The following is a 23,446-nucleotide window of genomic DNA, read 5'->3' as shown; positions in this document are numbered from 1 at the left end:
AAGGAAGATGTGAATTGAATACGAATGAATTGATTGTGGAAGCTAAAAAAGCAAGGGAAAAAGCATATGTGCCTTATTCCAAATTTAAAGTGGGGGCAGCCCTTTTAACCGCTGATGGGAAGGTCTATCATGGTTGTAATATAGAAAATGCTGCATACAGCATGTGTAATTGCGCCGAAAGGACCGCTTTATTCAGCGCTTATGCCCATGACGATAAAAAATTCACTAAACTTGCAGTCGTGGCAGATACCGATGGTCCCGTTTCTCCATGCGGGGCGTGCAGGCAGGTTATTTCAGAACTGTGCGAACAGGATATGCCGGTTGTTTTGACCAACTTAAATGGGGATATAAAAGAACTAACAGTAAAGGAATTGCTTCCAGGAGCTTTTTCACCGGAGGATTTAAATGGAAAAATTATTTGATGATACACAAGTAAAAGGTTACAAATCTGGTTTCATTTCGATTATTGGACGACCTAATGTTGGAAAAAGTACGTTTCTTAATCGTGTCATCGGTCAAAAGATCGCCATTATGAGTGATAAACCGCAAACTACAAGAAATAAGGTTCAGGGTGTACTAACACAAAACGATTCACAAATGATTTTCATTGATACACCCGGCATTCATAAACCAAAGCATAAGCTTGGTGACTTCATGATGAAAGTGGCAACGAATACATTGAAAGAAGTCGATTTGATTCTCTTCATGATCAATGCGACTGAAGGGTACGGACGCGGTGATGAGTTTATCATCGAAAAACTTCAATCCGTAAAAACGCCTGTTTTCCTGGTTGTAAACAAAATCGATGCGATGCATCCAGATGATTTACTTCCGATCATTGAGAAATACCAACAGCTTTACCCTTTTGCGGCAGTCGTTCCGATTTCTGCGCTTGAAGGAAATAACGTCGAGACATTGCTTGCACAAATCAAGGAACACTTGCCTGAAGGTCCCCAGTTTTATCCAGCCGATCAAGTGACCGATCACCCGGAACGTTTTATCATTTCCGAATTGGTCCGCGAGAAGGTGCTGCACCTGACACGTGAAGAAATTCCGCATTCAGTGGCTGTTGTCATCGATTCAATTAAAAAAATGGATAACAGCGATACAATTAATGTCATGGCGACGATCGTTGTCGAACGTGATTCACAAAAAGGCATCGTCATCGGAAAGCAAGGGAAAATGCTTAAAGAAGTCGGCAGCCGTGCCAGAGTGGACATCGAAAACTTATTGGGCTCGAAAGTTTTCTTGGAACTGTGGGTAAAGGTACAGAAGGATTGGCGTAACAAAGCCAGCCAGCTTCGTGATTATGGTTTCAATGAGAGCGAGTATTAATTAACAAAATTTACGCGTCATGAAAGTTTGGAAAACGGTCAAGCTAATCATATGGTCGGATATTCATATTGCTAGTTAAAAATGAAAGGTGGGCTTTATATGTTGGATTTTACCTGGGAATTATTTAGTGAAACAGGTAATGTGGACACCTATTTGCTGTTTAAGGAGATAGAAGTCGAGAGACAGGAAAGACACTTGGTATTGAATGATGAGCTAGCAGAAATTGATTTTCCTGTTTCATAGGTTAGTCTTGGCGAGCATGGGTGGTGTCTTGGTATGCTCCAAAAATGTGAGGGCATTGTCATAAGGCGAACTGCATATGGAGAAAATAACAAAATCATTACTATATATACCCGTGAGCTAGGAAAAATTGGCGTTATGGCGAGGGGAGCCAGTAAACCTAACAGCAGGCTTTCTGCCGTCACACAGCTTTTTTGCTCCGGGTATTTTCTTATAACCACATCAACCGGACTCGGAAGTCTTCAGCAAGGCGAAATGGTCGATTCACTCCGTTTCATTAGGGAGGATCTTTTTGCCACTGCTTATGCCTCGTATATTGTTGAATTGCTTGATAAAAGCGTCGAGGATAAGAAACCGAATCCATATTTGTATGAATTGCTTTCGCAAACCTTGCATTACATAAACGAGGAATATGACGCAGAGGTTTTGAAATTCATTTTTGAAATGAAGATGCTGCCCGTCAATGGGATTAACCCAGTGCTGAATCAGTGTGCCGTATGTGGTGAAACGGAAGGGGAATTCTCCTTTTCGCTTCGGGAAGCGGGCTTTATCTGTCACCGCTGTCTAGGGAAAGACCCTTATCATTATAAAATTTCACCTGCAGCCGTCAAATTGCTGCGGATCTTTTATTATTTCGATTTATCAAGGCTCGGAAACATTTCCGTCAAGCCTGAAACGAAAAAAGAACTACAGAAAATCATCGATGCTTATTATGAGGAATATTCTGGTCTGCATTTGAAATCAAAAAAGTTCCTGAAACAGATTGATACGATGAAAGATATGTTTTAGGATCTGACCTATTGACATTCCATGCTAGTTTGTATAAAATTCTAATCATCAAATTAAGAAGATTGCGTTGATGGAAAAGAGTATCTGTCATTCTCCATAAAAAGCGAACCCGGGACGGTGGAAGCCGGGATATGGATTTACAGGGAAGGGCGTTTCCGGAGCATGTTGCTTTGAAAAGAGGCCGTTTTATAAACGGCAATTAGGGTGGAACCGCGGGTATACTCTCGTCCCTATGCATTTCGCATAGGGACGGGAGTTTTTTGTTTGCCGAAATGTGAATGGGTTCCGAACCTTTAATTTTCAAAGAGCCGTTTTAAATAACCTGGAGGTGTACGATGAATATTCAAAATATGATTTTAACGTTACAAAAGCATTGGTCTGAACAAGGCTGTATATTAATGAATGCTTATGATGTCGAGAAAGGGGCAGGAACGATGAGCCCATACACGTTCCTGAGAGCCATTGGACCTGAGCCATGGAGCGTTGCTTACGTGGAGCCATCCCGCCGTCCGGCTGACGGTCGTTATGGTGAGAATCCTAATCGACTGTATCAGCATCATCAGTTCCAAGTGATCATGAAACCCTCGCCTGACAATATCCAAGAGTTATATTTGGATTCCCTGCGTGCATTGGGGATTAATCCGCTTGAGCATGATATTCGCTTTGTGGAGGACAATTGGGAAAACCCATCACTAGGGTGTGCTGGTCTTGGTTGGGAAGTTTGGCTAGATGGAATGGAAATTACGCAATTTACATATTTCCAACAAGTGGGTGGCCTTGAATGTAAACCGGTTTCCGTGGAAATTACATACGGGATCGAACGTCTCGCCTCTTACATTCAAGATAAGGAAAACGTATTTGACCTAGAATGGACAGAAGGATTCACAGTTCGGGATATATTTGGACAGCCGGAATACGAACATTCAAAATATACATTTGAAACCTCCGACCTTGATATGCTGTTTCAACTTTTCACAATGTATGAAAAGGAAGCGCATCGCCAAATGGAAGAAGGGCTTGTACATCCTGCATATGATTATGTTTTGAAATGTTCACATACATTCAACCTTTTGGATGCGAAAGGTGCCATCTCGGTGACGGAAAGAACTGGATATATTGCCCGGTGCCGTAACCTAGCGCGTAAGGTTGCCAAAACCTTCTATGAAGAGCGGGAAAAATTAGGCTTCCCGATTCTTAAAGTGAAAGGGGAGAATACAAATGAGCAAGCGTGATTTGTTATTGGAAATTGGATTGGAAGAGCTGCCAGCCCGTTTTGTGACAGCATCCATGAAACAGTTGTCTGATAAAGTGCAGCAATGGCTAACGGAAAAAGCGATTGATTTCGGAACGGTTGAAGCCTTTTCCACACCAAGACGTTTGGCTATATTGGTGAAAGACGTGGAAGAATCACAAAAGGATATCGAAGAAGAAGCAAAAGGACCGGCTAAGAAAATCGCTGTGGACAGCGAAGGTAACTGGTCTAAAGCCGCATTGGGATTCGTCAGGGGCCAAGGCATGACTTCAGAGGATATTTATTTTAAAGAACTCAAGGGTGTGGAATATGCCCATGTGAATAAATTCATAAAAGGACAGCAGACTGTTCAGCTTTTATCCGAGCTGCAGGAAATCATCAGTGGTATGACGTTCCCGAAAAATATGCGCTGGGCCAATCAAGAGCTCCGCTTCGTCCGTCCGATTAAATGGCTGATTGCCTTATTCGGGAATGACGTAGTGCCATTTAGCATCGCTGATGTGGAAACGGGCCGTGAAACAAAGGGACACCGTTTCTTGGGCGATAGCTCAATCATCGAGCAGCCGGATCAGTACGAAGAAACGTTAAAAGAACAATTTGTAATGGCTGATCCAGATAAACGCCGACAAGTTATTTTAGATCAGATTAAAGGGCTTGAGCAAGAAAAGGGCTGGATCATCCCAGTCGATGAAGAACTGCTTGAAGAAGTGAATAATTTGGTAGAGTATCCAACGGTGTTATTTGGACAATTTGAGGAAGAATTCCTTGAGCTTCCAGCAGAGGTATTAATCACATCAATGAAGGAACACCAACGTTATTTCCCTGTTAAAGATCAGGACGGGAAGCTGCTTGCTTTCTTTGTAACCGTACGTAACGGGGACGATCGCCATTTGGATAAGGTTTCTAAAGGAAATGAAAAAGTCTTGCGAGCCCGCCTATCGGATGCAGCATTCTTCTATAAGGAAGATCAGAAAAAAGGGATTTCGGAAGCTTTGAAAAAGTTGGACAGCATCGTTTATCATGAAGAAATTGGTACATTGGCCGAGAAAGCTGCCCGGGTAACTGCAGTGACCGGTGCCCTTGCTGATGCTTTGAATTTAAAGGCAGAAAAAGAAATGGCGCTTCGTACAGCAGAAATTGCCAAGTTCGATTTGGTGAGTCATATGGTTTATGAATTCCCTGAATTGCAAGGGTATATGGGTGAAAAATATGCGCTCCTAAAAGGAGAAGCCAAGGAAGTGGCCGCGGCTATCAATGAACACTATATGCCAAGGCATGCAGATGACAATGTGCCGCCTTCAGTCATTGGAGCGGTTGTGAGTTTAGCTGAAAAAATTGATACTCTTGCTTCATTCTTCGCTATTGGCGTTATTCCGACAGGTTCCCAGGATCCATACGCTTTAAGAAGGCAGGCGAGCGGTGTCGTTCAAATTCTAGCTGAGAAGAAATGGAATATCTCTTTAGAGGAGCTTATTGTTTTGGGCCTTAAAGGACTTGAATCAAAAGGCATCTTAAAACGTGAACTTGAGGAAGTTAAAGCGGATATGTTCACATTCTTTAAAGCCCGTGTCAAACACCTGTTGCAAGAACAGCAAATCCGTTACGATTTGATTGACGCAGTTCTGTTCAATGAGATCGGTTATATCCATTCCATCGTGGAACGGGCACATGTCTTGGATGCTAAAAAAGACGAAGAAGGCTTTAAAGAAAGCCTGGAAGCTTTGAGTCGCGTCATGAACATTGCAGTAAAATGTGACAATAAAGTGACGGTCGACCCTAGTGCCTTTGAAAATGATCAAGAAACAACGCTATACGAAAAATTCCAAAAAGTTGCCATGCGTTATACTGAATCTAAAGACGAGAATGAGCGCTTTGAACTGCTTGTTTCGCTCCAAACGGAAATAGAGTCATATTTCGAGAATACAATGGTCATGGCAGATGATGAAGCAATCCGTAATAACCGTTTATCCCTTATGAAGGAAATCAGTGATTTGGTTGCAGGCTTTGCTGCCATGAATAAAATTATCCTTTCATAATTGAAAGGGTGTATGGAAATCGGAAACACTTTAAATAAGGGTTTCCGATTTCTTAAAAAGATAAATGGTCAATAAATAGGACAAACATGCCCTTATTAAATAATTTAGTATATAATTATTAAATGAATAACTTTTGTTACTTTACTCTGCGAAAGCAGTGGGGTGGTGATTATAATCCAACTGAATAAGCGTCAGGAACATATTTTACAAATTGTAAAAGAGAACGGACCGATTACTGGAGAACATATTGCCGATAGATTGAACCTTACCAGGGCGACCCTTCGTCCAGATCTAGCCATATTAACGATGGCAGGTTTTCTGGATGCCAGGCCGCGGGTGGGGTATTTCTATACAGGTAGGTCAGGAACACAGCTTTTGACCGACAGCCTTAACCATCTTTATGTACGAGACTACCAATCGATCCCTGTCGTTGTTGACGAGGGCATTTCCGTATATGATGCAATCGTCATGATGTTTTTAGAAGATGTCGGGACCATGTTCGTCGTCGATAAGCATGCATTGCTTGTCGGTGTCTTATCAAGGAAAGACTTGTTGCGTGCAAGTATTGGGAAACAAGAGCTTAACTCCATTCCAGTCAATATCATCATGACCAGGATGCCCAATATTACAATGTGTTCAAAAGAAGACCTTTTGATTGATGTTGCCAAAAAATTGATAGATAAACAAATCGACTCATTACCGGTCGTCAAAGACACAGAAAAAGGCTATGAAGTAATTGGAAGAATTACAAAAACCAATATAACGAAAGCATTCGTAGCTTTGGCTGATGAAGGCTATTAGGGGGCTTGCAAAAGGAATGACGGAGAAAATGAACGGTTCTATTATATATGTTGTATCGGATTCAGTAGGGGAAACAGCGGAATTGGTTACAAAAGCAGCTGCAAGCCAGTTCTCGGGATCAGCTTTTTCCATTAAGCGAATCCCGTATATTGAAGATGAACAAAACGTGGATGAAGTGATTTCACTGGCTAAATTGGATGGGGCGATCATTGCTTACACCCTTGTGAAGCCAGCTATTAGAGCGTATATGAAAGCACAGGTCGAAAAAGAAAACCTGTCTGCTTATGACATTTTAGGGCCGCTCATGGACATACTTCAGGAAAGGGCACCAAAAGGCCCGCTTAATGAGCCTGGTCTGGTAAGAAAACTGGATGATGATTATTTCAAGCGTGTCGAAGCCATTGAATTTGCGGTAAAATATGATGATGGACGTGACCCTCGAGGCATTTTACGTGCTGATATCGTCCTTGTGGGTGTCTCACGCACTTCAAAAACACCATTATCACAGTATTTAGCCCATAAACGCTATAAGGTGGCGAATGTACCTCTAGTGCCTGAGGTGGAACCTCCAGAAGAGCTGTTCCTGGTACCTCCTGAAAAATGCATTGGTCTAAAGATCAGTCCGGAAAAGCTGAATCATATTCGCAAAGAACGATTAAAGTCACTCGGGCTCAATGATCATGCGATTTACGCAAATGTTGAGCGTATAAAAGAAGAATTGACATACTTTGATAAAATCATATCAAGATTGAACTGTCCAATTATTGATGTGACCAATAAAGCTGTTGAAGAAACAGCCAATTTGATTATCAATATACTTCAAAACAAAGATCGTTGACCCTTATATTAAGGCAAACAAAATGTGAGCTAGACACTTTAAGTGTCGGCTCACATTTTAATGCAAAGGTCAAAAAAGGGAATATAAAGAATAAGTTGAAAATAATTACATATAATTCCTCTTGGTTTCCAAATGCTAACCGTTGATTTGCATGAAAACATAATCGGAATTTAAATGTTGGCATCTTCTAAACAAATAGACTATAATAAAAAATTGTGAGAAAAAAGTAATCTTAAGGTTTAGACTTAATTAATAAGGAATAAACTAAAGGTTAATGAGATGTCAAGGTTTTTATCATAAAAATAATTCGACATCTTCCGTATAATTCAAATTGGGCTTGCCCTATTCAAGGCAAAAGAGGCGCTTTCACTTAAATAAGCAGGTATAATGTTGGCACTATTAAAGGGAACACTTGTGAGCCAATGCTGAAAAATCACTATATCTTCATAAAGTTTAGGGGAGAAAAAGGATTATGCAGAAAGATGTAGAATTAGAAGGTATGAATAATAAACCTACCATACACGTCGATGCCGATGCATGCCCGGTGAAAGACGAGATCCTTCATTGTGCAGGTTTGCACGATGTCGAAGTCTGTTTTGTTGCATCATATAAAAATATGATGAATAACCCTGAAGGTAAATGGGTTTATGTCGATGCAGACAAAGAAGCGGCAGATCTTTATATAGTAAACTCAGTAAAAAAGGGTGATATTGTCGTTACTGCGGACATTGGTTTGGCTGGGACCCTGCTTCCTAAAAGCGTTTATGTTCTTTCCCCAAGGGGAAAAGAATACACAGACGAGAATATTTTCATGCTCTTGGATATGCGTTATCAGTCGGCGAAACTCCGCAGGCAGGGTAAACATACCAAAGGGCCGAAAGCATTCACAAAGGAAGATCGTACATGTTTTACAAATAAACTTTTGAAAACTTTGTCGAACTTTGCAGGGGATTAGGAAACAGTATCGAATTAGAAACTATCACCAATATTGCAAGGTGGAAAAATGATAAATGGCCGTATAGAAGATGAGAAAATTAACCAAATTCGCGAAGCTGTTGACATTGTTGATTTAATTGGGGAGTATGTCCAGCTGAAGAAGCAAGGACGCAATTATTTTGGCCTTTGCCCTTTTCATGGTGAGAACTCTCCCTCGTTTTCCGTTTCAACGGAAAAACAAATCTTCCACTGTTTTGGTTGTGGGGCAGGCGGGAATATTTTTACCTTCTTGATGGATATAGAAGGCTACAACTTTGTGGAATCTGCAAAAGTTTTAGCTGAAAAAGGAAATGTTCCTTTGGATGTTGAATTGAATAAGGATTCCAAGCGTTCTAACATGCCCGCAGGATCGCAGCAAATGGTTGAAGCCCATGATCTGCTGCGGAAGTTTTATCATCATCTCCTCGTTAATACGAAGGAGGGGCAGGATGCCCTCGAATATTTACTTAAACGCGGGTTTACTGAAGAGACGATAGAGAAGTTCCAAATTGGCTACTCTTTGGATTCATGGGACTTCGTGTCCAAGTTTCTTTTAAAACGTGGTTTTCCAGCGGAATACATGGAGCAGGCAGGGCTTATTATCTACAGGGAAAAAGACGAGTCATATTTTGACCGTTTCAGAAATAGAGTCATGTTTCCAATTATGGATCATCAAGGAAATACGATTGCGTTTTCAGGGAGAGCGATGGGGGACGATGAGCCCAAATATTTGAATAGTCCTGAAACGCCAATCTTTAATAAAAGTAAAACTTTATATAATTTCCATCATGCAAGACCTCACATACGAAAGAAAGAACAAGTAGTCATTTTTGAAGGCTTTGCCGATTGCATTTCAGCTGTTCGAGCAGGTGTGGAGAATTCGGTCGCTACAATGGGGACTGCCCTGACGGACCAGCATATCCAGCTTTTAAAAAGAAATACTGATCAGATACTTATTTGCTACGATTCGGACTCTGCGGGATTGAATGCAGCCAATCGTGCAGTTAATATGCTTCAGGACCATGAGTTTTCCGTGAAAGTCGCTCTCATGCCTGATAAGATGGACCCCGATGACTACATAAAGGAATTCGGTGAAAAAAGCTTTGTTTCTGAAGTAATAGGGGCCAGTTTAACCTACATGGCATTCAAAATGCATTATTTGCGTCGAGGGAAAAATGTAAATAATGAAGGAGATCGAATTCAATATATCGAAGAAGTCCTTAAAGAAATTTCGCGATTGCCCAATGCAGTGGAGAGGGATCATTATCTCCGGCAGTTATCCTCTGAATTTTCCCTATCATTGGATGCGCTGGAACAGCAGCAGCGACAGGTGTTCTTTACGGAACGCAAGAAGGGGACACTGCCGCAGCCCGCTGCCCAAAAGAAAATGGCCCTGCAATATGAGCATAAGTTAAAGCCTGCTCATCATAATGCTGAAACGAAGTTGATTGCCCATATGCTAAAAAGCAGGGATATGACTTTTAAAATTCAGCAGCTGCTTGGGCAAACGGCCTTTCATGTAGACGAACATCAGGCAATCATCACCTATTTATATGCGTTCTATGAAGATGGACACGAACCGGATACAAGCTTTTTCCTTACTTATTTACCGGATCCAAACTTGAGAAGGATCGTTTCGGAAATAGAAATGATGTCAGTGAATGAGGAAGTTACCGATAAAGAACTGACCGATTGTATAAATCAAGTGTTGAAATATGAAAAGTTGTTAAAGATAAAAGAAAAACAAGTTGAAGAAAAAGATGCAGTGAGACGAAGTGATTATGTCACTGCTGCACAAATAGCCATGGAAATAATTAAATTGCGTAAAATGTTGTAGTCGTTTAGGTGTAAGTCCTGGAAGGAGGGGAACTAATGGCTGAAAAACCAGCACGTTCCAAACAAGTTGATAATGAATTTAGCCTTGAACAGGTGAAAGAAAAATTAATAGAGCTAGGTAAAAAACGAGGCTCTTTGACTTTAGAAAAAATCGCAGAAATGATTGGCGGTTTTGAGTTAGATTCCGATCAAATGGATGAGTTCTATGAGGTGTTAACAGAAAACAGTGTCGAAATACTCACGGATGGTGAGGAAGACGATGATGAAGATGATCCTGATGAGAAGAAACTTGCAAAAGAAGAAGAGTTTGACTTAAATGATTTAAGTGTTCCTCCCGGCGTTAAAATTAATGACCCGGTCCGTATGTATTTAAAGGAAATTGGACGGGTAGACCTTTTATCGGCAGAAGAGGAAATTTCTCTGGCTACTCGAATTGAAGATGGGGATGAAGAAGCGAAACGCCGTTTGGCTGAAGCTAACCTTCGTCTTGTTGTCAGTATTGCCAAGCGCTATGTCGGACGAGGAATGCTTTTCCTTGATTTGATTCAGGAAGGTAATATGGGACTTATCAAAGCGGTGGAAAAATTCGATTACCGCAAGGGATTCAAATTCAGTACCTATGCAACATGGTGGATTCGCCAAGCCATAACCCGTGCCATTGCCGACCAAGCAAGAACGATCCGGATACCGGTGCATATGGTGGAAACCATCAATAAATTGATCCGTGTCCAAAGACAGCTACTTCAGGATTTAGGACGTGAACCTTCTCCGGAAGAAATTGCGGAGGATATGGACTTAACTCCTGAAAAAGTTCGTGAAATCTTGAAAATAGCTCAGGAGCCTGTTTCCCTGGAAACGCCAATAGGTGAAGAAGACGATTCCCATTTAGGTGATTTCATTGAAGATCAGGATGCGACTTCGCCATCGGAACATGCAGCATATGAACTATTGAAAGAACAGCTTGAAGACGTATTGGATACTCTTACTGATCGTGAAGAGAACGTCTTGAGACTCCGCTTTGGACTTGATGATGGCCGCACTCGGACACTTGAAGAGGTAGGTAAAGTGTTTGGAGTCACCCGCGAGCGTATCCGTCAAATCGAAGCGAAGGCGTTACGTAAACTGAGGCATCCAAGCCGCAGCAAACGCTTGAAAGATTTCTTGGAATAAAATATATAAGCCCTTAACAGAGCCCTCTTTGAATGCCCAGCGTTCGGGAGTGGCTTTTTTTTTGCAATCCGATGTAAAATTATCCATGTAAAAACAAAATTTATCCAGTTATCTATATAATGGAGATCTGTTTAACACGATAACTGAGTATCCACAACTTAGGTCAAGATCCGTTAAAAAAGAAATGCCCGCAAGGATGTGAAATTCATGGATGAGATGAGAAAGAAAATCATCATTAAAGAAATAAACTCCTGGAAGGAAAGTCGTATGCTTCCGGAGCAATATTGTAATTACCTGCTTGCATTATACCGTCAAGGTGAACTGCCGCCATCAAATTCTAATAACACCGGGAGCGATATAAAGGACATTCTTTCCGGGCTGTTGATTGGGGCTCTTTTTGCATTTATTGTATTTTTGAATTATTTTACTGAAATACCCATAAGAATGCAAATGCTTATGACAACAATTTCAATCATTGTCTTTGGACTGGCGGTCCGCCGCTTTATAGGCAGGAAAATCATTTTTCAAATGGCATCGATGGGAATGGCACTATCCTTGCTTTTATTAACAGTCAGTTTGGCGGAATTCATGGCACCCGGCAAAGTGGACATCCTTTATGTTTTCTTGTTCATTAATTGCGGACTCTGGATTTTAATGGGCAAAAAACTGAAGCTGCTCCATTTCTCCCTGGCGGGAAGCTTGGGAGCAATGGTCACTTTTTACTTTTTATTAATATAATTCAATGACGAGCTAACGGTTTTAAATAATGAATTTAGGGTATTATGAAACATATGTAAGAAAAAGTAAAATTGTTTGGAAATATACATAAGTTTTTGACAATTTTAAGAAATTATATAATATCTTCTATTTTTGGGCTTTTACTTGAAACTCTTTTCAAGTAAAATAATATATAGCTGTTTGTATATAATATTAAATATGGTAAGTTTAGGTTCTACATAGGGGAGGAAATACTATGAATCGCAATGCAGTAATGCCTTTTATTATTATCATGGTTTTTGGTATTGGACTTATGTTTTTACTTTCGTTTAAAGGTTTGGGTGATGCCAAAGATCTTGCTAAGGAAAAAGAGGGCGGCGAAAAGACAGAAGAAACAGAAAGTGCCTCTGCATCACCTGAGGACATTTATAAGCAAAACTGTATCTCTTGTCATGGTAACGCCTATCAAGGCGGTGTCGGACCTGCTCTAAAAGGAGTTAGCGATCGACTGTCGGTCGATGAGGTTAAAGACGTGATCACTAATGGACGGGGTGCCATGCCACCAGGCTTAGTCGAAGAACAGAACATTGACGCCATGGCCGAATATATTCATGGACTGAAATAATTCACGAAACTGACTCAAGAAATCGTTGGAAGGCGAACTTTTTGAGTCAGTTTTCTTTTATTCCAAAAAGGAAGATTCCGGATGGAAGGTTCCCTTTGCCCAGTGATAGAAAGACCCATGTTTCTCCTTCCTGTAATTTTTCGATTGAACTTGGTATAATCGAATGGGAAACTAATTATATGCAAGACATTATTTGAATTAAGAGAGTTGATAAATATGAACCATGAGAAACTATCGATGAGATTAGAACGTGTTGCCATACATATACCAAAAGGAAGTATCCTTGCAGATATAGGGTCCGACCATGCTTACTTGCCGTGCTATGCGGTGACTAACGGCCTGTGTGACAGTGCTATAGCCGGTGAAGTTGTAGAAGGGCCCTATCAGTCAGCCCGCAAGCAAGTGGCCATAACGGGGCTCGGGGACAAGATAGAGGTACGTAAAGGAGACGGGCTTGAAGTATTGAATCCCGATGAAGCGACATGCATTACGATAGCAGGCATGGGAGGCACTTTAATATCAAGTATATTGGAAAGCGGAAAAGGAAAACTCGGCAAGGCGGAAAGGCTTATCCTTCAGCCTAATGTCGGTGCAGCGAATGTCCGCAGCTGGCTAATCGATAACGGCTGGGAACTTAGTGGAGAGGAAATCCTTGAGGAAGATGGGAAAATCTACGAAATCTTAATTGCTGAAAAAGGGGACCCGCTTCGCCCTTATCGTGTAAACATGCAAACCAGCCTGATTTTCGGTCCTTACTTAAGAAAGCAATTCAGTGACATTTTCATAAAAAAATGGCAGCTTGAGAAAAAACATTTGGAAAGAATCATCGAACAATTGGATGAAAGCGGACGAAGCGGATTGGAAACGAAACGCAATGAATTAAAATCCCAAATTTCCGTAATTGAGGAGGTCCTTAAAGGTTGAAGACAGTAAATGGTCACAAAATCATTGAAATGTTTGAACAATTCTCCCCGAAGCAATATGCAATGGAGGGAGATCCTATCGGTTTGCATGTCGGGCAGCTGAATAAGCCGGTTACTAAAGTGATGATTGCCCTTGATGTATTGGAAGAGGTTGTGGACGAAGCGATAGAACATGGCGTGGAATTAATCATCGCTCATCACCCGCTTATATACCGACCATTGAAAAGAATCGATACAATGGCTACTGGAGGCCGGATCATCGAAAAACTGATCAAACATGATATCGCTGTTTATGCTGCACATACCAATCTGGATGTAGCTAAGGGTGGAGTAAATGATTTACTTGCCGAAGCGCTCCAATTGCAGGACACAGAAGTATTGGTTCCTACTTACGAGACGGTCCTAAAAAAATTGGTCGTATATGTTCCGGAGGCAGATGAACAAAAGGTGAGGGAAGCCTTAGGTAAGGCAGGTGCCGGAGCAATTGGGGATTACAGCCAGTGTTCGTTTTCTGGAAAAGGTACAGGACGCTTCCTGCCAGGTGAAGGCAGTGAACCGGTAATCGGCTCCAAAGGAAAGCTTGAAGCGGTAGCTGAAATGCGGGTTGAGATGATATTCCCGGAAAATATCGAGAAGAAAGTGCTTGCTGCGATGATAAAAGCCCATCCATATGAGGAAGTTGCTCACGATATATATAAACTGGAGAATAAAGGGGAGTCACTTGGCTTAGGAAAGATTGGTGTACTTGCTGAAGAAATGACACTTCAACAGTTTGCTGAACATGTGAAGCGGACACTTGATGTGGAAAAGGTACGTGTCGTTGGAGATTTGCAAAGCCCGATAAAAAAAGTGGCCGTGTTGGGCGGAGACGGGAATAAATACTTTACGACGGCAAAATTCAAGGGTGCTGATGTATATGTTACAGGTGATATGTATTACCATACAGCCCATGACGCGATGATGATTGGCTTGAATATTGTGGACCCAGGCCACAATGTTGAAAAGGTGATGAAAAAAGGCGTGGCACGAATCCTTGAAGAAATGTGTCGCGAAAAGAATTACGATGTGGAATTCATTCCATCCCAGCTGAATACCGACCCCTTCCGCTTCATTTAAATAAAACGAAAAAAGGCAGCCATAGTGGCTGCCTTTTCTTGTGTGTATCATTTTTTCACTTTAATCTTAGGTAAAATTTTATGCAATGGCGTTTTCTTTTCGGTATTCCAAGTCAATTCATCATTTGCTTCATATTGCTCTAGAAAAGCGATAACTTCCTTCGTTATCGGAGTTGGTGTAGAAGCCCCAGAAGTGACTGCAACCGTTTCTGCATCCTTTAGCCATTCAAGGTTCAGCTCGGAAATGTCAGCGATGCGATAAGCTCTCGTGCTGGCAATTTCTTCGGATACTTGTGCAAGGCGGTTTGAATTATTACTCTTGGGATCTCCGACGACGATTAAAACATCAGCTTCGCCTGCTTGCTGGGCAACCGCTTCTTGGCGTACCTGTGTCGCTAAACAAATTTCCTTATGGACTTCGGCATGTGGGAATTTTTCCTTAACCTTATCCATGATATCCAAAACATCCCATTGGCTCATCGTTGTTTGATTGGTCACAATGATCTTATCACTATTCAATGTCAAGGCTTCAACATCTTCATCCTTCTGAACCAGGTGTACGACATCGGGTGCAACTCCGACTGCGCCCTCAGGTTCCGGATGGCCTTTCTTGCCAATATAAATAATTTGATAACCTTCCGCTTCTTTTTCCCGAATTAAGTCATGAGTTGCGGTAACATCGGGACACGTTGCATCAAGCGTAACAAGCCCTTTTTTCTCAGCGATCTTCCTAATCTCAGGGGAAACGCCGTGAGCAGTGAAGATGACAGTTCCGCTGTCCACCTGTTCAATGATATCGTTACGGTTGCTGCCGTCCAACGTGATGATGCCTTCCTCTTCAAACGCATCAGTCACATGTTTGTTATGCACGATCATTCCTAAAATGTAAATGGGGCGTGGCAAGGTTTTATCTAAAGCCGCATTTCGGGCGATGACCATGGCATCGACAACGCCATAACAATAGCCGCGCGGGGAAATTTTAATCACTTTCATCTATGTGTCCTCCTTCAAGGCAAGAAACTCTCACTTTTTATACCTTTCTATTATATAAGACCATAGATGATATTACAAAACATCCTATTTGCATAAATTCGGTTACTGGTAAAAATTTTTTATACCTTTAAATATAAAGCTTTGGACCGGATGACCTTTCCCTTTTGGTATTGTTACGAACTTGGGCGATGGGTTTAGCTTTTTCTTTTTTCTTCGAATCGGTTTTTACCGCACTGTTTTTTACCTCACTTTTTTTTGCCTCTACATTAGGCCCGCTTTCAACGGGAGTTTCCTGGTCCCCGGTATCACCGGCTGACGATATGCTCCGGAAAACTTTCCACATTGAAGGCAGGTTTTTGATCACTGGTCCGTATTGTTCCACCATAGGGGTGAATTGTTCGGCTGCCTGCAGCACCTTTTGCGTATTGGAAAGCATATTGTTCAGGGAATCGGGGTTTTTTAGTGTTTCTAAGATACCGCCTCCGCTGCTTCTTGAAGAACTTTGGTTAGTGGAACCAGCTGGAGCAAACAAGTTAGGCGAACCAGCTTTTTGTTTTGACTTACCAAGTATCTTTGACAATAGCCCTTCCTTCTTTGCAGGCGGCATTTCCTGGCGCTGCGGTTGGGTGAAAGGGCCTCGGAAACCTTGAGGTCCCTGTGGCCCCTGCGGTCTGTTTTGTATAATTGGCTGCCGCATCTGCTGATAAGGGTGGGGGGGTTGTGGTGTTTGCCTGAATGGAGCAGGGAGCTGTTGCATTCTTCGACCATTGGGTGGCTGAAAACCGGGTCCGAATTGACGATTTCTATCTGGGAACATGGGTTTCACCTCCTCTATTTTATTATGCTGGTGTATTCTTCTATATAAAATATGCAACTCGACAAAAAAGGTTTGAGGAAAGAGTGACTGGGCAGTTGTGAAGTGACCGGAAAGAAGGTAAGATGGTAACGGTAGTCTTTTAGCTCCATGTCTGCGGGGGATACGCTATGACCAGGACAGGGGCTTTTCGTTTGCAAGAGTCCAACTTAAGAGAACTAACCTCAGCGCTTGCGCTTTTTGTATAATCCAGCTTCAGCGCCCAGCTCGTTGTGAAAAAGATGATGGACCACATAAGGCAAAAGAGCGCCTTACGGGTCAATCCCTATTTTCTTCACGAGCAACCCAGGCGCTTGCGCTTTTTGTATAATCCAGCTTCAGCGCCCAGCTCGTTGTGAAAAAGATGATGGACCACATAAGGCAAAAGAGCGCCTTACGGGTCAATCCCTATTTTCTTCACGAGCAACCCAGGCGCTTGCGCTTTTTGTATAATCCAGCTTCAGCGCCCAGCTCGTTGTGAAAAAGATGATGGACCACATAAGGCAAAAGAACGCCTTACGGGTCAATCCCTATTTTCTTCACGAGCAACCCAGGCGCTTGCGCTTTTTGTATAATCCAGCTTCAGCGCCCAGCTCGTTGTGAAAAAGATGATGGACCACATAAGGCAAAAGAACGCCTTACGGGTCAATCCCTATTTTCTTCACGAGCAACCCAGGCGCTTGCGCTTTTTGTATAAAATTTATTATAATAACAGGACATGTCTAATGACTGACAGGATAAAGGAGTTTTTTGATGAAACAAAACCAATTTGAACGATTTAATTTGAAAAGCTACATTCTAGATGCGGTTCGTACTTTAGGGTTCGATAAGCCGACGGAAATTCAAGAGCGTGTGCTTCCGTCGCTTTTAAAGGGAAGTAGCTTAATTGGACAGTCGCAGACAGGTACAGGAAAAACACATTCCTATTTGCTGCCGATTATGAACAAGCTTGATGCTGGTAAAAATGAGGTTCAAGCGATTATTTCCGCACCAACCCGTGAGTTAGCGAACCAAATCTACAAAGAAGCTTTGAAAATTGCCGACCATTTCCCTGAGGATGAGCAGATTCAAGTCCGTTGTTTCATCGGTGGTACTGATAAACAGCGAATGATTGATAAATTGAAGACACAACCTCAACTGGTAATCGGTACGCCAGGCCGGATCAAGGATTTGGTTGAAGCTCAGGCACTTCAAGTGTATACAGCAAAAATGCTTGTAGTAGATGAAGCGGACCTTATGCTAGACATGGGATTCCTTGAAGATGTCGATGTATTTGCATCACGTATGGCTGAAAAAATTCAAATGCTTGTCTTTTCGGCAACCATCCCGGAAAAATTAAAGCCGTTTTTGAATAAATATATGGAGAACCCAAAGTATGTTCAAGTGAATCCCAAGCAGGCAACCGCTGCGAAAATTGAACATGTTCTGGTACCGCTTCGCCACCGAAACAGAGAGCAGTTACTTCATGATATCATCGTTCGATATAATCCATATTTGGCGATTGTTTTCACGAACACAAAAAAAATGGCGGATCATGTGGCGAATTCCTTGATCGAAAAAGGGTTGAATGTCGGTCGTATTCATGGGGATTTAACGCCTCGTGAGCGTAAAAAAATGATGAAGCAAATCAATGATTTGGAGTATCAATTCATTGTTGCTACAGATCTGGCTTCCCGTGGAATCGATATTGAAGGTGTAAGTCATATCATAAACTATGAATTGCCTTCAGATTTGGATTTTTACATCCATAGGACGGGAAGGACGGCTCGTGCAGGATATTCTGGCATTGCCACTACCATTTATAATACATCCGATGAAGATTCATTGAACCGCCTTGAAAAAATGGGCATTGAATTCCGTGATGCCGATATCCAAAACGGTGATTGGGTTGATATCGATGAACGTAATAAACGTAAAAACCGTAAAAAACAAAAATCTGATATCGATGTTAAAGCGAGCAGGCACGTCAAGAAGCCAACTAAAGTCAAGCCAGGTTACAAGAAGAAAATTCAACGTGATGTGGAAAACTTTAAAAAACGTGAACGTCGTATACAGAGAAAGAAATAAGGGAGAAATCAGATGCTGAAGATTGGATCGCATGTTTCAATGAGCGGGAAAAATATGCTTCTTGCTGCGAGTCAAGAAGCGGCTTCATATGGCTCCAACACATTCATGATCTATACGGGGGCCCCTCAAAATACAAGACGTAAAAAAATCGAGGATTTAAATATCGAAGCCGGAAGACTGCATATGGAAGAGAATGGAATCAGTGATATCGTAGTCCATGCCCCGTATATCATCAATATAGGAAATACTACGAATCCAGCCACATACGAGCTGGGAGTCAACTTCTTACGTAGCGAAATCGATCGGACCGAAGCGATTGGTGCAAGGCAGATCGTACTTCATCCAGGTGCGCATGTTGGTGCAGGCAGTGAACTGGGCATCAAGAGAATCATCGAGGGTTTGAATGAAGTGCTTACTGCTGATGATAAAGTTCAGATCGCCCTTGAAACGATGGCGGGTAAAGGTACTGAATGTGGCAGGTCTTTCGAGGAGTTAGCGATGATCATTGATGGTGTGACCCATAATGAAAAATTATCGGTATGCTTCGATACTTGCCATACTCACGATGCAGGATATAATATCATTGAGGATTTTGATGGCGTACTGAATGAATTTGATAAATTGGTCGGTATTGAACGCATCAAGGTACTTCATATAAACGATAGCAAAAACGAACGCGGCATGCGTAAAGACCGCCATGAAAACATAGGATTTGGTCATATCGGTTTTAAAGCGTTGAATGATATTGTCCACCATCCGCAATTAAGCACTGTTCCAAAAATCTTGGAAACACCTTATGTGGGGGAAGACAAGAAAGACAAAAAGGCACCTTATAAATTTGAAATAGATATGTTCAAGAATAATCAATTTGAAGAAGATTTATTGGAAAAGATCAGATTCCAACAATAATCATAATAGAAAGGGACGATTCATCTTTATTTTGATGAATCGTCCTTTCATTTTACATTGGTTTAAGTAAGACGTTCAAATTCAGGAAGTAGGCCAAGATCCTTTAAAAGGTGGAAGTAAGGTTGTTAAAGAGGGATTCTATTTCCCTGGCTGTGCTTGCACCGGCAACTTTTGTAATTTGACCAAGTACGTTCTGTCTTTGACGTATATCAAAAATGTTAATATTTTTACCTGCTAGAAGTGCAGTGATATCCTGTGCTTGCTTTTGGGTGAGCGCAACCTTGTGCTGCTTAGCAAGGGAAAGCAGTTCATCTGGGCGTATGTTGTTGATTTTATGATTGACCATCATTTCAAATAATTTCAAACGATCTCCTCCTTTGTTAAAACATATGAAGGAGGAAGACGTATGTGAACATGAAACTTTGTTTGATTTGAGGGAATTTGGTTCCGCTAACGTTTTTTGGTGGTTCTGGGCGGATGGGCACTTGTTTTGAGGACCGGATTCTTTACATCTGGACTTCTTTGATTTATACTAACGATTGTTAATCGTAATGATTCTTAAAAAATAGGTGATCTCTTTGGATAATGTAGTAAACCCCATAGTTAAATTAGAAGATATATCTTACAAATATACAAAAGATCTAGTGCTGGAACATGTTTCGCTTGAAATTCCTAGAGGTGCCTTCTTAGCTATCGTCGGGCCGAATGGATCCGGTAAGTCAACACTTTTGAAATTGCTGCTTGGTCTGTTCAAGCTTCAAAAGGGAAAAATTGAATTATTCGGGGAAGATATACGACGATTTAAAGATTGGCAAAAGGTCGGGTTCGTTTCCCAAAAGGCGAACTCCTTCAACTCTGGATTCCCTGCCACTGTATTTGAAGTGGTTCAAAGCGGTTTGACCAAAAAAATAGGATTATTCAAGTTTGCTGGTAAAGAGGATAAGCAAAAGGTGAGGAAGGCCTTGGAATCAGTGGACATGCTTGAATATCAGAACCGCAATATCGGAGAATTGTCCGGAGGGCAGCAACAGAGGGTATTCATTGCCCGTTCACTGGTCAGCGAGCCGGAATTGATGATATTGGATGAGCCCACGGTTGGCGTTGATTCAAAGAACGTCCACCAATTTTATGAAATGCTTGAGATGTTGAATAAAAAATTAGGAATAACCCTGATTTTAGTAACCCATGATGTTGGTACTGTGACCGATAAAGTCACACATGTCGCCTGTTTAAATAAAAAGCTTCATTTTCACGGGGATGCCTGTGAATATAATGAGTTGAATGAAGGCGAGCTCTCGTCCATTTATGGACATGGGGTCCAATTTTTAAATCATGATCATTAATATGTTTTGGAGGATAGCCCAATGATATCGGGGATATTGCAATTTGAATTTTTGCAGAACGCATTCTTGACCGGAATCATCATCGGAGCGATTGCGCCATTAGTGGGCGTTTTTGTCGTGGTAAGGCGGATGTCGATGATTTCCGATGCGCTCAGTCATGTAGCGCTTGCTGGTATAGCGTTTAGTTTACTGCTTCAGAAGAGCTTTCTATCTCTAGCAGGATTGAATCCACTTTATATAGGGATGGCTTTTTCTGTAGGTGGTTCATTATTCATTGAAAAATTAAGAGGGGTTTACAAGCATTACCAAGAGCTTGCAATCCCGATCATTATGTCCGGCGGCATGGGTCTTAGTGTCATTTTCATATCCATTGCAGATGGTTTCAATACGGATTTATATGGTTATTTATTCGGCAGTGTAAGTGCCGTCAGCCGGGCGGACCTGTATGTCATATTGGCAGTGGGGATAGTCGTTGCCTTGATGCTAACCCTCTTGTATAAAGAATTATTTCTGTTATCTTTTGATGAAGAGCACGCGAAAGCGTCCGGAATACCTTATAAAGCCATTCATTTTATTTTCATTGTCATGGTAGCATTGGTCATTGCCGCTTCCATGAAAATAATTGGCATATTACTGGTTTCTTCGCTCATGACGCTCCCGGTAGCAGCTAGTCTCCGCTTTGCGAAGGGCTTTAAGGAGATGATTGTTTTTTCGGTATTATTCGGTGAAATATCTGTCATAGGCGGATTGTTTTTATCATACAACCTTGATCTCGCTCCTGGTGGGACCATTGTAATAATAGCTGTGCTAATTCTCATCTTGTCAATTTTGTTTGATAAGTGGAAAAATCGATAGATGGGGTGATTTTTTTTGAACGTAACTACTGCCATGCAATTATTAAAAGATAAAGGTTTTAAACATACAGGAAAGAGGGAGGAAATGCTTCAGCTTTTCTCTTCCAGCGATAAATATTTAACGGCAAAAGATGTTTTGGAGAATATGAAAAAAGACTATCCAGGGTTAAGTTTCGATACGATTTACAGGAATCTTTCCTTATTTGTCGAACTAGGCATCTTTGAAGCGACCGAGTTGGAAGGGGAAAAGCATTTTCGCTTTACTTGCGGTCATTCCTCCCACCATCACCACTTCATCTGTTTGAATTGTGGAAAAACGAAAGAAATCGAATTATGCCCGATGCAGGAACTTCAGGAAAGCTTGAAGGACTATGATGTTTCGGGGCATAAATTTGAAATTTACGGACGCTGTCCCGCATGTAGCGTATCTTTGGAAGCATAAAAAAACCATCGACCCTCGGTCAATGGTTTTTTTCTTGTATCATTTTATGGCTGCAGGTTTACCTGACATCCAATTATTCACCCAGACTGATGCTTCTTGCCAATTGTTGACCCGAATCACCCTTTCAGGCACAGGATCTTGGTTGTAAGGAGTATTAAATAAAATCACGGGTATTTTACACTCCTCCGAAATGGCCACTGCATTATCGTGCTTGTCCTCTAAAAACAGGTCGATATCAAATTTCTTGGCTGCAGCCACTTTATCGTGTGAACCTACAAGCTCTATATGATCATAAAGGACTTGATTCGTCGTGAACCAGTTCTTCGTTACATCCAATAAACGGGAGCTCCTGGCACTGATAAAATATAAGTTGGCTTTTTCTGTCCATTTTTCCAATACATCTTTCGCTCCTTCAGCCAATAAAGATTCGGAATAGATGAGTGGCTCCGTTTCAATGAACCATTTAGTGAATTCTTCTTTTGGAACATTCACGAAAGGGAATAAGTCATACTCCGTAATGTCTTCATAAGCTAAATTCAGCTGAAAAGCTTTATTTAAAAAGGGGACCATGGAATCTGGTCTCGTAACAGTCCCGTCTATATCAATGCCAAAACGTTTTTTCATGATGAATCTCTCCTCATTTTCAATACTTGTAATAGTGTAACATATACCATCATAGCTTTGGTAAAAACCCATATTTATTTCCAAGACATGAAACCATTTTCACGATGGATTCCAGCAATTTTTACATACACTATAAATGCTCCACAAACGAAAGTGAGGGATGCAAGAATGGAAAAAGATCAATACTCCAGTATTGACGATGAGATGCAATTGGCTAAAGAGGGCAGTGATACATCCGTTGTGGATGATCAACATCATGAGCGGTACTATAATGAAGATACACCTTCAGATGACAGACGATATGAAAGTCGCGGGACCGATGCCAATTTGGATAACCGCTATCAGGAAGAAACGTCTGCCGAAATTTCAACACCACCTCAGCGAATCAGGACATATAGGGATGACGAGTCTGCAGGTGCTGCTGATTCCGGGGATGTGGCATCAAGAGGGAAAGTTATTGGTGTCATAGCTTTGATCATCTCCGTTTTATCGTTATTCATGATGCCTTTCATCTTAGGGGTTGTGGGTATCATTGTAGGGATAGTGGCAAGAAGCCGAGGATCGAACATGGGTACTTGGGCCATAGTCATAGGTGCAATCTCCATCATCGTTGGCATATTCATCCTGCCATTCTTTTAAGCGTTATGAAACCCTTTGATGTCATTTCTCCAAAATGCATCAAAGGGTTTTTCAAATGAAAAAAAAATCC

25 protein-coding genes and 1 other annotated feature are annotated in these 23,446 nt (G+C 41.5%); of the genes, 21 read left to right on the top strand and 4 right to left on the bottom strand.

Going from position 1 to position 23,446, the window contains the following annotated elements; all coding sequences use genetic code 11:
• Nucleotides 1-14 precede the first annotated feature (14 nt).
• The 15 genes from cdd to ACDZ29_RS01125 all read left to right on the top strand — a co-directional run bounded on the left by cdd (nt 15) and on the right by ACDZ29_RS01125 (nt 14,653).
• Nucleotides 15-422, top strand: coding sequence for a cytidine deaminase (gene cdd, locus ACDZ29_RS01195; RefSeq protein WP_289325787.1), 408 nt, complete (start codon nt 15-17; stop codon nt 420-422).
• Nucleotides 406-1,335 (top strand): GTPase Era, encoded by a 930-nt coding sequence (gene era / locus ACDZ29_RS01190; RefSeq protein ID WP_289325786.1) that lies wholly within the window; start codon nt 406-408, stop codon nt 1,333-1,335. Before cdd ends, era begins: the two co-directional genes overlap by 17 nt.
• A gap of 99 nt (nt 1,336-1,434) precedes the next feature.
• The gene (locus ACDZ29_RS01185) at nt 1,435-1,578 is read left to right on the top strand and encodes a YqzL family protein (RefSeq protein WP_101222596.1); all 144 of its coding nucleotides are present in this window, start codon (nt 1,435-1,437) and stop codon (nt 1,576-1,578) included.
• A gap of 33 nt (nt 1,579-1,611) precedes the next feature.
• Nucleotides 1,612-2,364, top strand: coding sequence for a DNA repair protein RecO (gene recO / locus ACDZ29_RS01180; protein WP_289315637.1), 753 nt, complete (start codon nt 1,612-1,614; stop codon nt 2,362-2,364).
• 58 nt (nt 2,365-2,422) lie between these two features.
• Nucleotides 2,423-2,599: a binding site (T-box leader), on the top strand.
• 100 nt (nt 2,600-2,699) lie between these two features.
• Nucleotides 2,700-3,596 carry a glycine--tRNA ligase subunit alpha gene (glyQ, locus tag ACDZ29_RS01175; RefSeq protein ID WP_061140675.1) on the top strand — a complete coding sequence of 299 codons (897 nt, stop codon included), beginning with the start codon at nt 2,700-2,702 and terminating at the stop codon, nt 3,594-3,596.
• The gene (gene glyS, locus ACDZ29_RS01170) at nt 3,583-5,652 is read left to right on the top strand and encodes a glycine--tRNA ligase subunit beta (protein WP_375089553.1); all 2,070 of its coding nucleotides are present in this window, start codon (nt 3,583-3,585) and stop codon (nt 5,650-5,652) included. The genes glyQ and glyS overlap by 14 nt, the downstream gene beginning before the upstream one ends.
• 162 nt (nt 5,653-5,814) lie before the next feature.
• A complete protein-coding gene (locus ACDZ29_RS01165; protein ID WP_286182260.1) occupies nt 5,815-6,453 on the top strand; it encodes a helix-turn-helix transcriptional regulator in 639 nt (212 codons plus the stop codon).
• Nucleotides 6,440-7,291: a pyruvate, water dikinase regulatory protein gene (locus tag ACDZ29_RS01160; protein WP_289325784.1), complete on the top strand. Its 852-nt coding sequence runs from the start codon at nt 6,440-6,442 to the stop codon at nt 7,289-7,291. Before ACDZ29_RS01165 ends, ACDZ29_RS01160 begins: the two co-directional genes overlap by 14 nt.
• 499 nt (nt 7,292-7,790) lie before the next feature.
• Complete coding sequence (locus ACDZ29_RS01155; protein ID WP_289318331.1) at nt 7,791-8,246, top strand: YaiI/YqxD family protein; 456 nt, start codon at nt 7,791-7,793, stop codon at nt 8,244-8,246.
• Nucleotides 8,247-8,297: 51 nt separating this feature from the next.
• Entirely contained in the window at nt 8,298-10,103 is a 1,806-nt protein-coding gene (gene dnaG, locus ACDZ29_RS01150) for a DNA primase (RefSeq protein ID WP_289327352.1), read from the top strand.
• Between the two features lie 35 nt (nt 10,104-10,138).
• Nucleotides 10,139-11,272, top strand: a complete 1,134-nt coding sequence (rpoD, locus tag ACDZ29_RS01145) for an RNA polymerase sigma factor RpoD (RefSeq protein WP_289315640.1) — start codon at nt 10,139-10,141, stop codon at nt 11,270-11,272.
• A gap of 207 nt (nt 11,273-11,479) precedes the next feature.
• Nucleotides 11,480-12,010: a hypothetical protein gene (locus ACDZ29_RS01140; RefSeq protein WP_370015828.1), complete on the top strand. Its 531-nt coding sequence runs from the start codon at nt 11,480-11,482 to the stop codon at nt 12,008-12,010.
• A gap of 235 nt (nt 12,011-12,245) precedes the next feature.
• Nucleotides 12,246-12,614: a cytochrome c550 gene (gene cccA, locus ACDZ29_RS01135; RefSeq protein ID WP_289325782.1), complete on the top strand. Its 369-nt coding sequence runs from the start codon at nt 12,246-12,248 to the stop codon at nt 12,612-12,614.
• 216 nt (nt 12,615-12,830) lie between these two features.
• Nucleotides 12,831-13,538: a tRNA (adenine(22)-N(1))-methyltransferase TrmK gene (locus tag ACDZ29_RS01130; RefSeq protein ID WP_375089552.1), complete on the top strand. Its 708-nt coding sequence runs from the start codon at nt 12,831-12,833 to the stop codon at nt 13,536-13,538.
• Nucleotides 13,535-14,653 (top strand): Nif3-like dinuclear metal center hexameric protein, encoded by a 1,119-nt coding sequence (locus tag ACDZ29_RS01125; protein ID WP_375089550.1) that lies wholly within the window; start codon nt 13,535-13,537, stop codon nt 14,651-14,653. Before ACDZ29_RS01130 ends, ACDZ29_RS01125 begins: the two co-directional genes overlap by 4 nt.
• A gap of 47 nt (nt 14,654-14,700) precedes the next feature.
• On the opposite strand, the gene ACDZ29_RS01120 is transcribed toward ACDZ29_RS01125, so the two are convergent.
• On the bottom strand, nt 14,701-15,645 hold the full coding sequence (locus tag ACDZ29_RS01120) for a 4-hydroxy-3-methylbut-2-enyl diphosphate reductase (protein ID WP_289325779.1): 945 nt from the start codon (nt 15,643-15,645) through the stop codon (nt 14,701-14,703).
• A gap of 127 nt (nt 15,646-15,772) precedes the next feature.
• Nucleotides 15,773-16,462: a VrrA/YqfQ family protein gene (gene vrrA, locus ACDZ29_RS01115; RefSeq protein WP_375089549.1), complete on the bottom strand. Its 690-nt coding sequence runs from the start codon at nt 16,460-16,462 to the stop codon at nt 15,773-15,775.
• A 789-nt stretch (nt 16,463-17,251) separates the two neighbouring features.
• On the opposite strand from vrrA, the gene ACDZ29_RS01110 reads away from it, so the two are divergent.
• Nucleotides 17,252-18,565 carry a DEAD/DEAH box helicase gene (locus ACDZ29_RS01110; RefSeq protein WP_289315646.1) on the top strand — a complete coding sequence of 438 codons (1,314 nt, stop codon included), beginning with the start codon at nt 17,252-17,254 and terminating at the stop codon, nt 18,563-18,565.
• 12 nt (nt 18,566-18,577) lie between these two features.
• Nucleotides 18,578-19,474, top strand: coding sequence for a deoxyribonuclease IV (locus ACDZ29_RS01105; protein ID WP_289315647.1), 897 nt, complete (start codon nt 18,578-18,580; stop codon nt 19,472-19,474).
• A gap of 103 nt (nt 19,475-19,577) precedes the next feature.
• Here ACDZ29_RS01105 and ACDZ29_RS01100 read toward each other — a convergent pair whose 3' ends face one another.
• Nucleotides 19,578-19,838, bottom strand: a complete 261-nt coding sequence (locus ACDZ29_RS01100; protein ID WP_076365270.1) for a DUF2624 family protein — start codon at nt 19,836-19,838, stop codon at nt 19,578-19,580.
• A gap of 214 nt (nt 19,839-20,052) precedes the next feature.
• On the opposite strand from ACDZ29_RS01100, the gene ACDZ29_RS01095 reads away from it, so the two are divergent.
• From ACDZ29_RS01095 to ACDZ29_RS01085, 3 genes are read left to right on the top strand one after another with little or no spacing between them, the layout of a single operon-like run.
• Nucleotides 20,053-20,817 carry a metal ABC transporter ATP-binding protein gene (locus tag ACDZ29_RS01095; RefSeq protein ID WP_375089547.1) on the top strand — a complete coding sequence of 255 codons (765 nt, stop codon included), beginning with the start codon at nt 20,053-20,055 and terminating at the stop codon, nt 20,815-20,817.
• Between the two features lie 21 nt (nt 20,818-20,838).
• A complete protein-coding gene (locus tag ACDZ29_RS01090) occupies nt 20,839-21,672 on the top strand; it encodes a metal ABC transporter permease (RefSeq protein WP_289325775.1) in 834 nt (277 codons plus the stop codon).
• A gap of 15 nt (nt 21,673-21,687) precedes the next feature.
• On the top strand, nt 21,688-22,113 hold the full coding sequence (locus tag ACDZ29_RS01085) for a Fur family transcriptional regulator (RefSeq protein ID WP_289325774.1): 426 nt from the start codon (nt 21,688-21,690) through the stop codon (nt 22,111-22,113).
• Nucleotides 22,114-22,152: 39 nt separating this feature from the next.
• On the opposite strand, the gene ACDZ29_RS01080 is transcribed toward ACDZ29_RS01085, so the two are convergent.
• Complete coding sequence (locus ACDZ29_RS01080; RefSeq protein WP_289315651.1) at nt 22,153-22,737, bottom strand: hypothetical protein; 585 nt, start codon at nt 22,735-22,737, stop codon at nt 22,153-22,155.
• A 168-nt stretch (nt 22,738-22,905) separates the two neighbouring features.
• Between ACDZ29_RS01080 and ACDZ29_RS01075 the strand changes: the two genes are divergently transcribed.
• Nucleotides 22,906-23,376: a DUF4190 domain-containing protein gene (locus ACDZ29_RS01075; protein ID WP_375089545.1), complete on the top strand. Its 471-nt coding sequence runs from the start codon at nt 22,906-22,908 to the stop codon at nt 23,374-23,376.
• Nucleotides 23,377-23,446: the final 70 nt, after the last annotated feature.

It is taken from the genome of Peribacillus sp. RS7, assembly GCF_041956845.1.
Classification (GTDB): Bacteria; Bacillota; Bacilli; order Bacillales; family DSM-1321; genus Peribacillus.
This window is presented reverse-complemented; position numbering and strand designations above follow the sequence as displayed.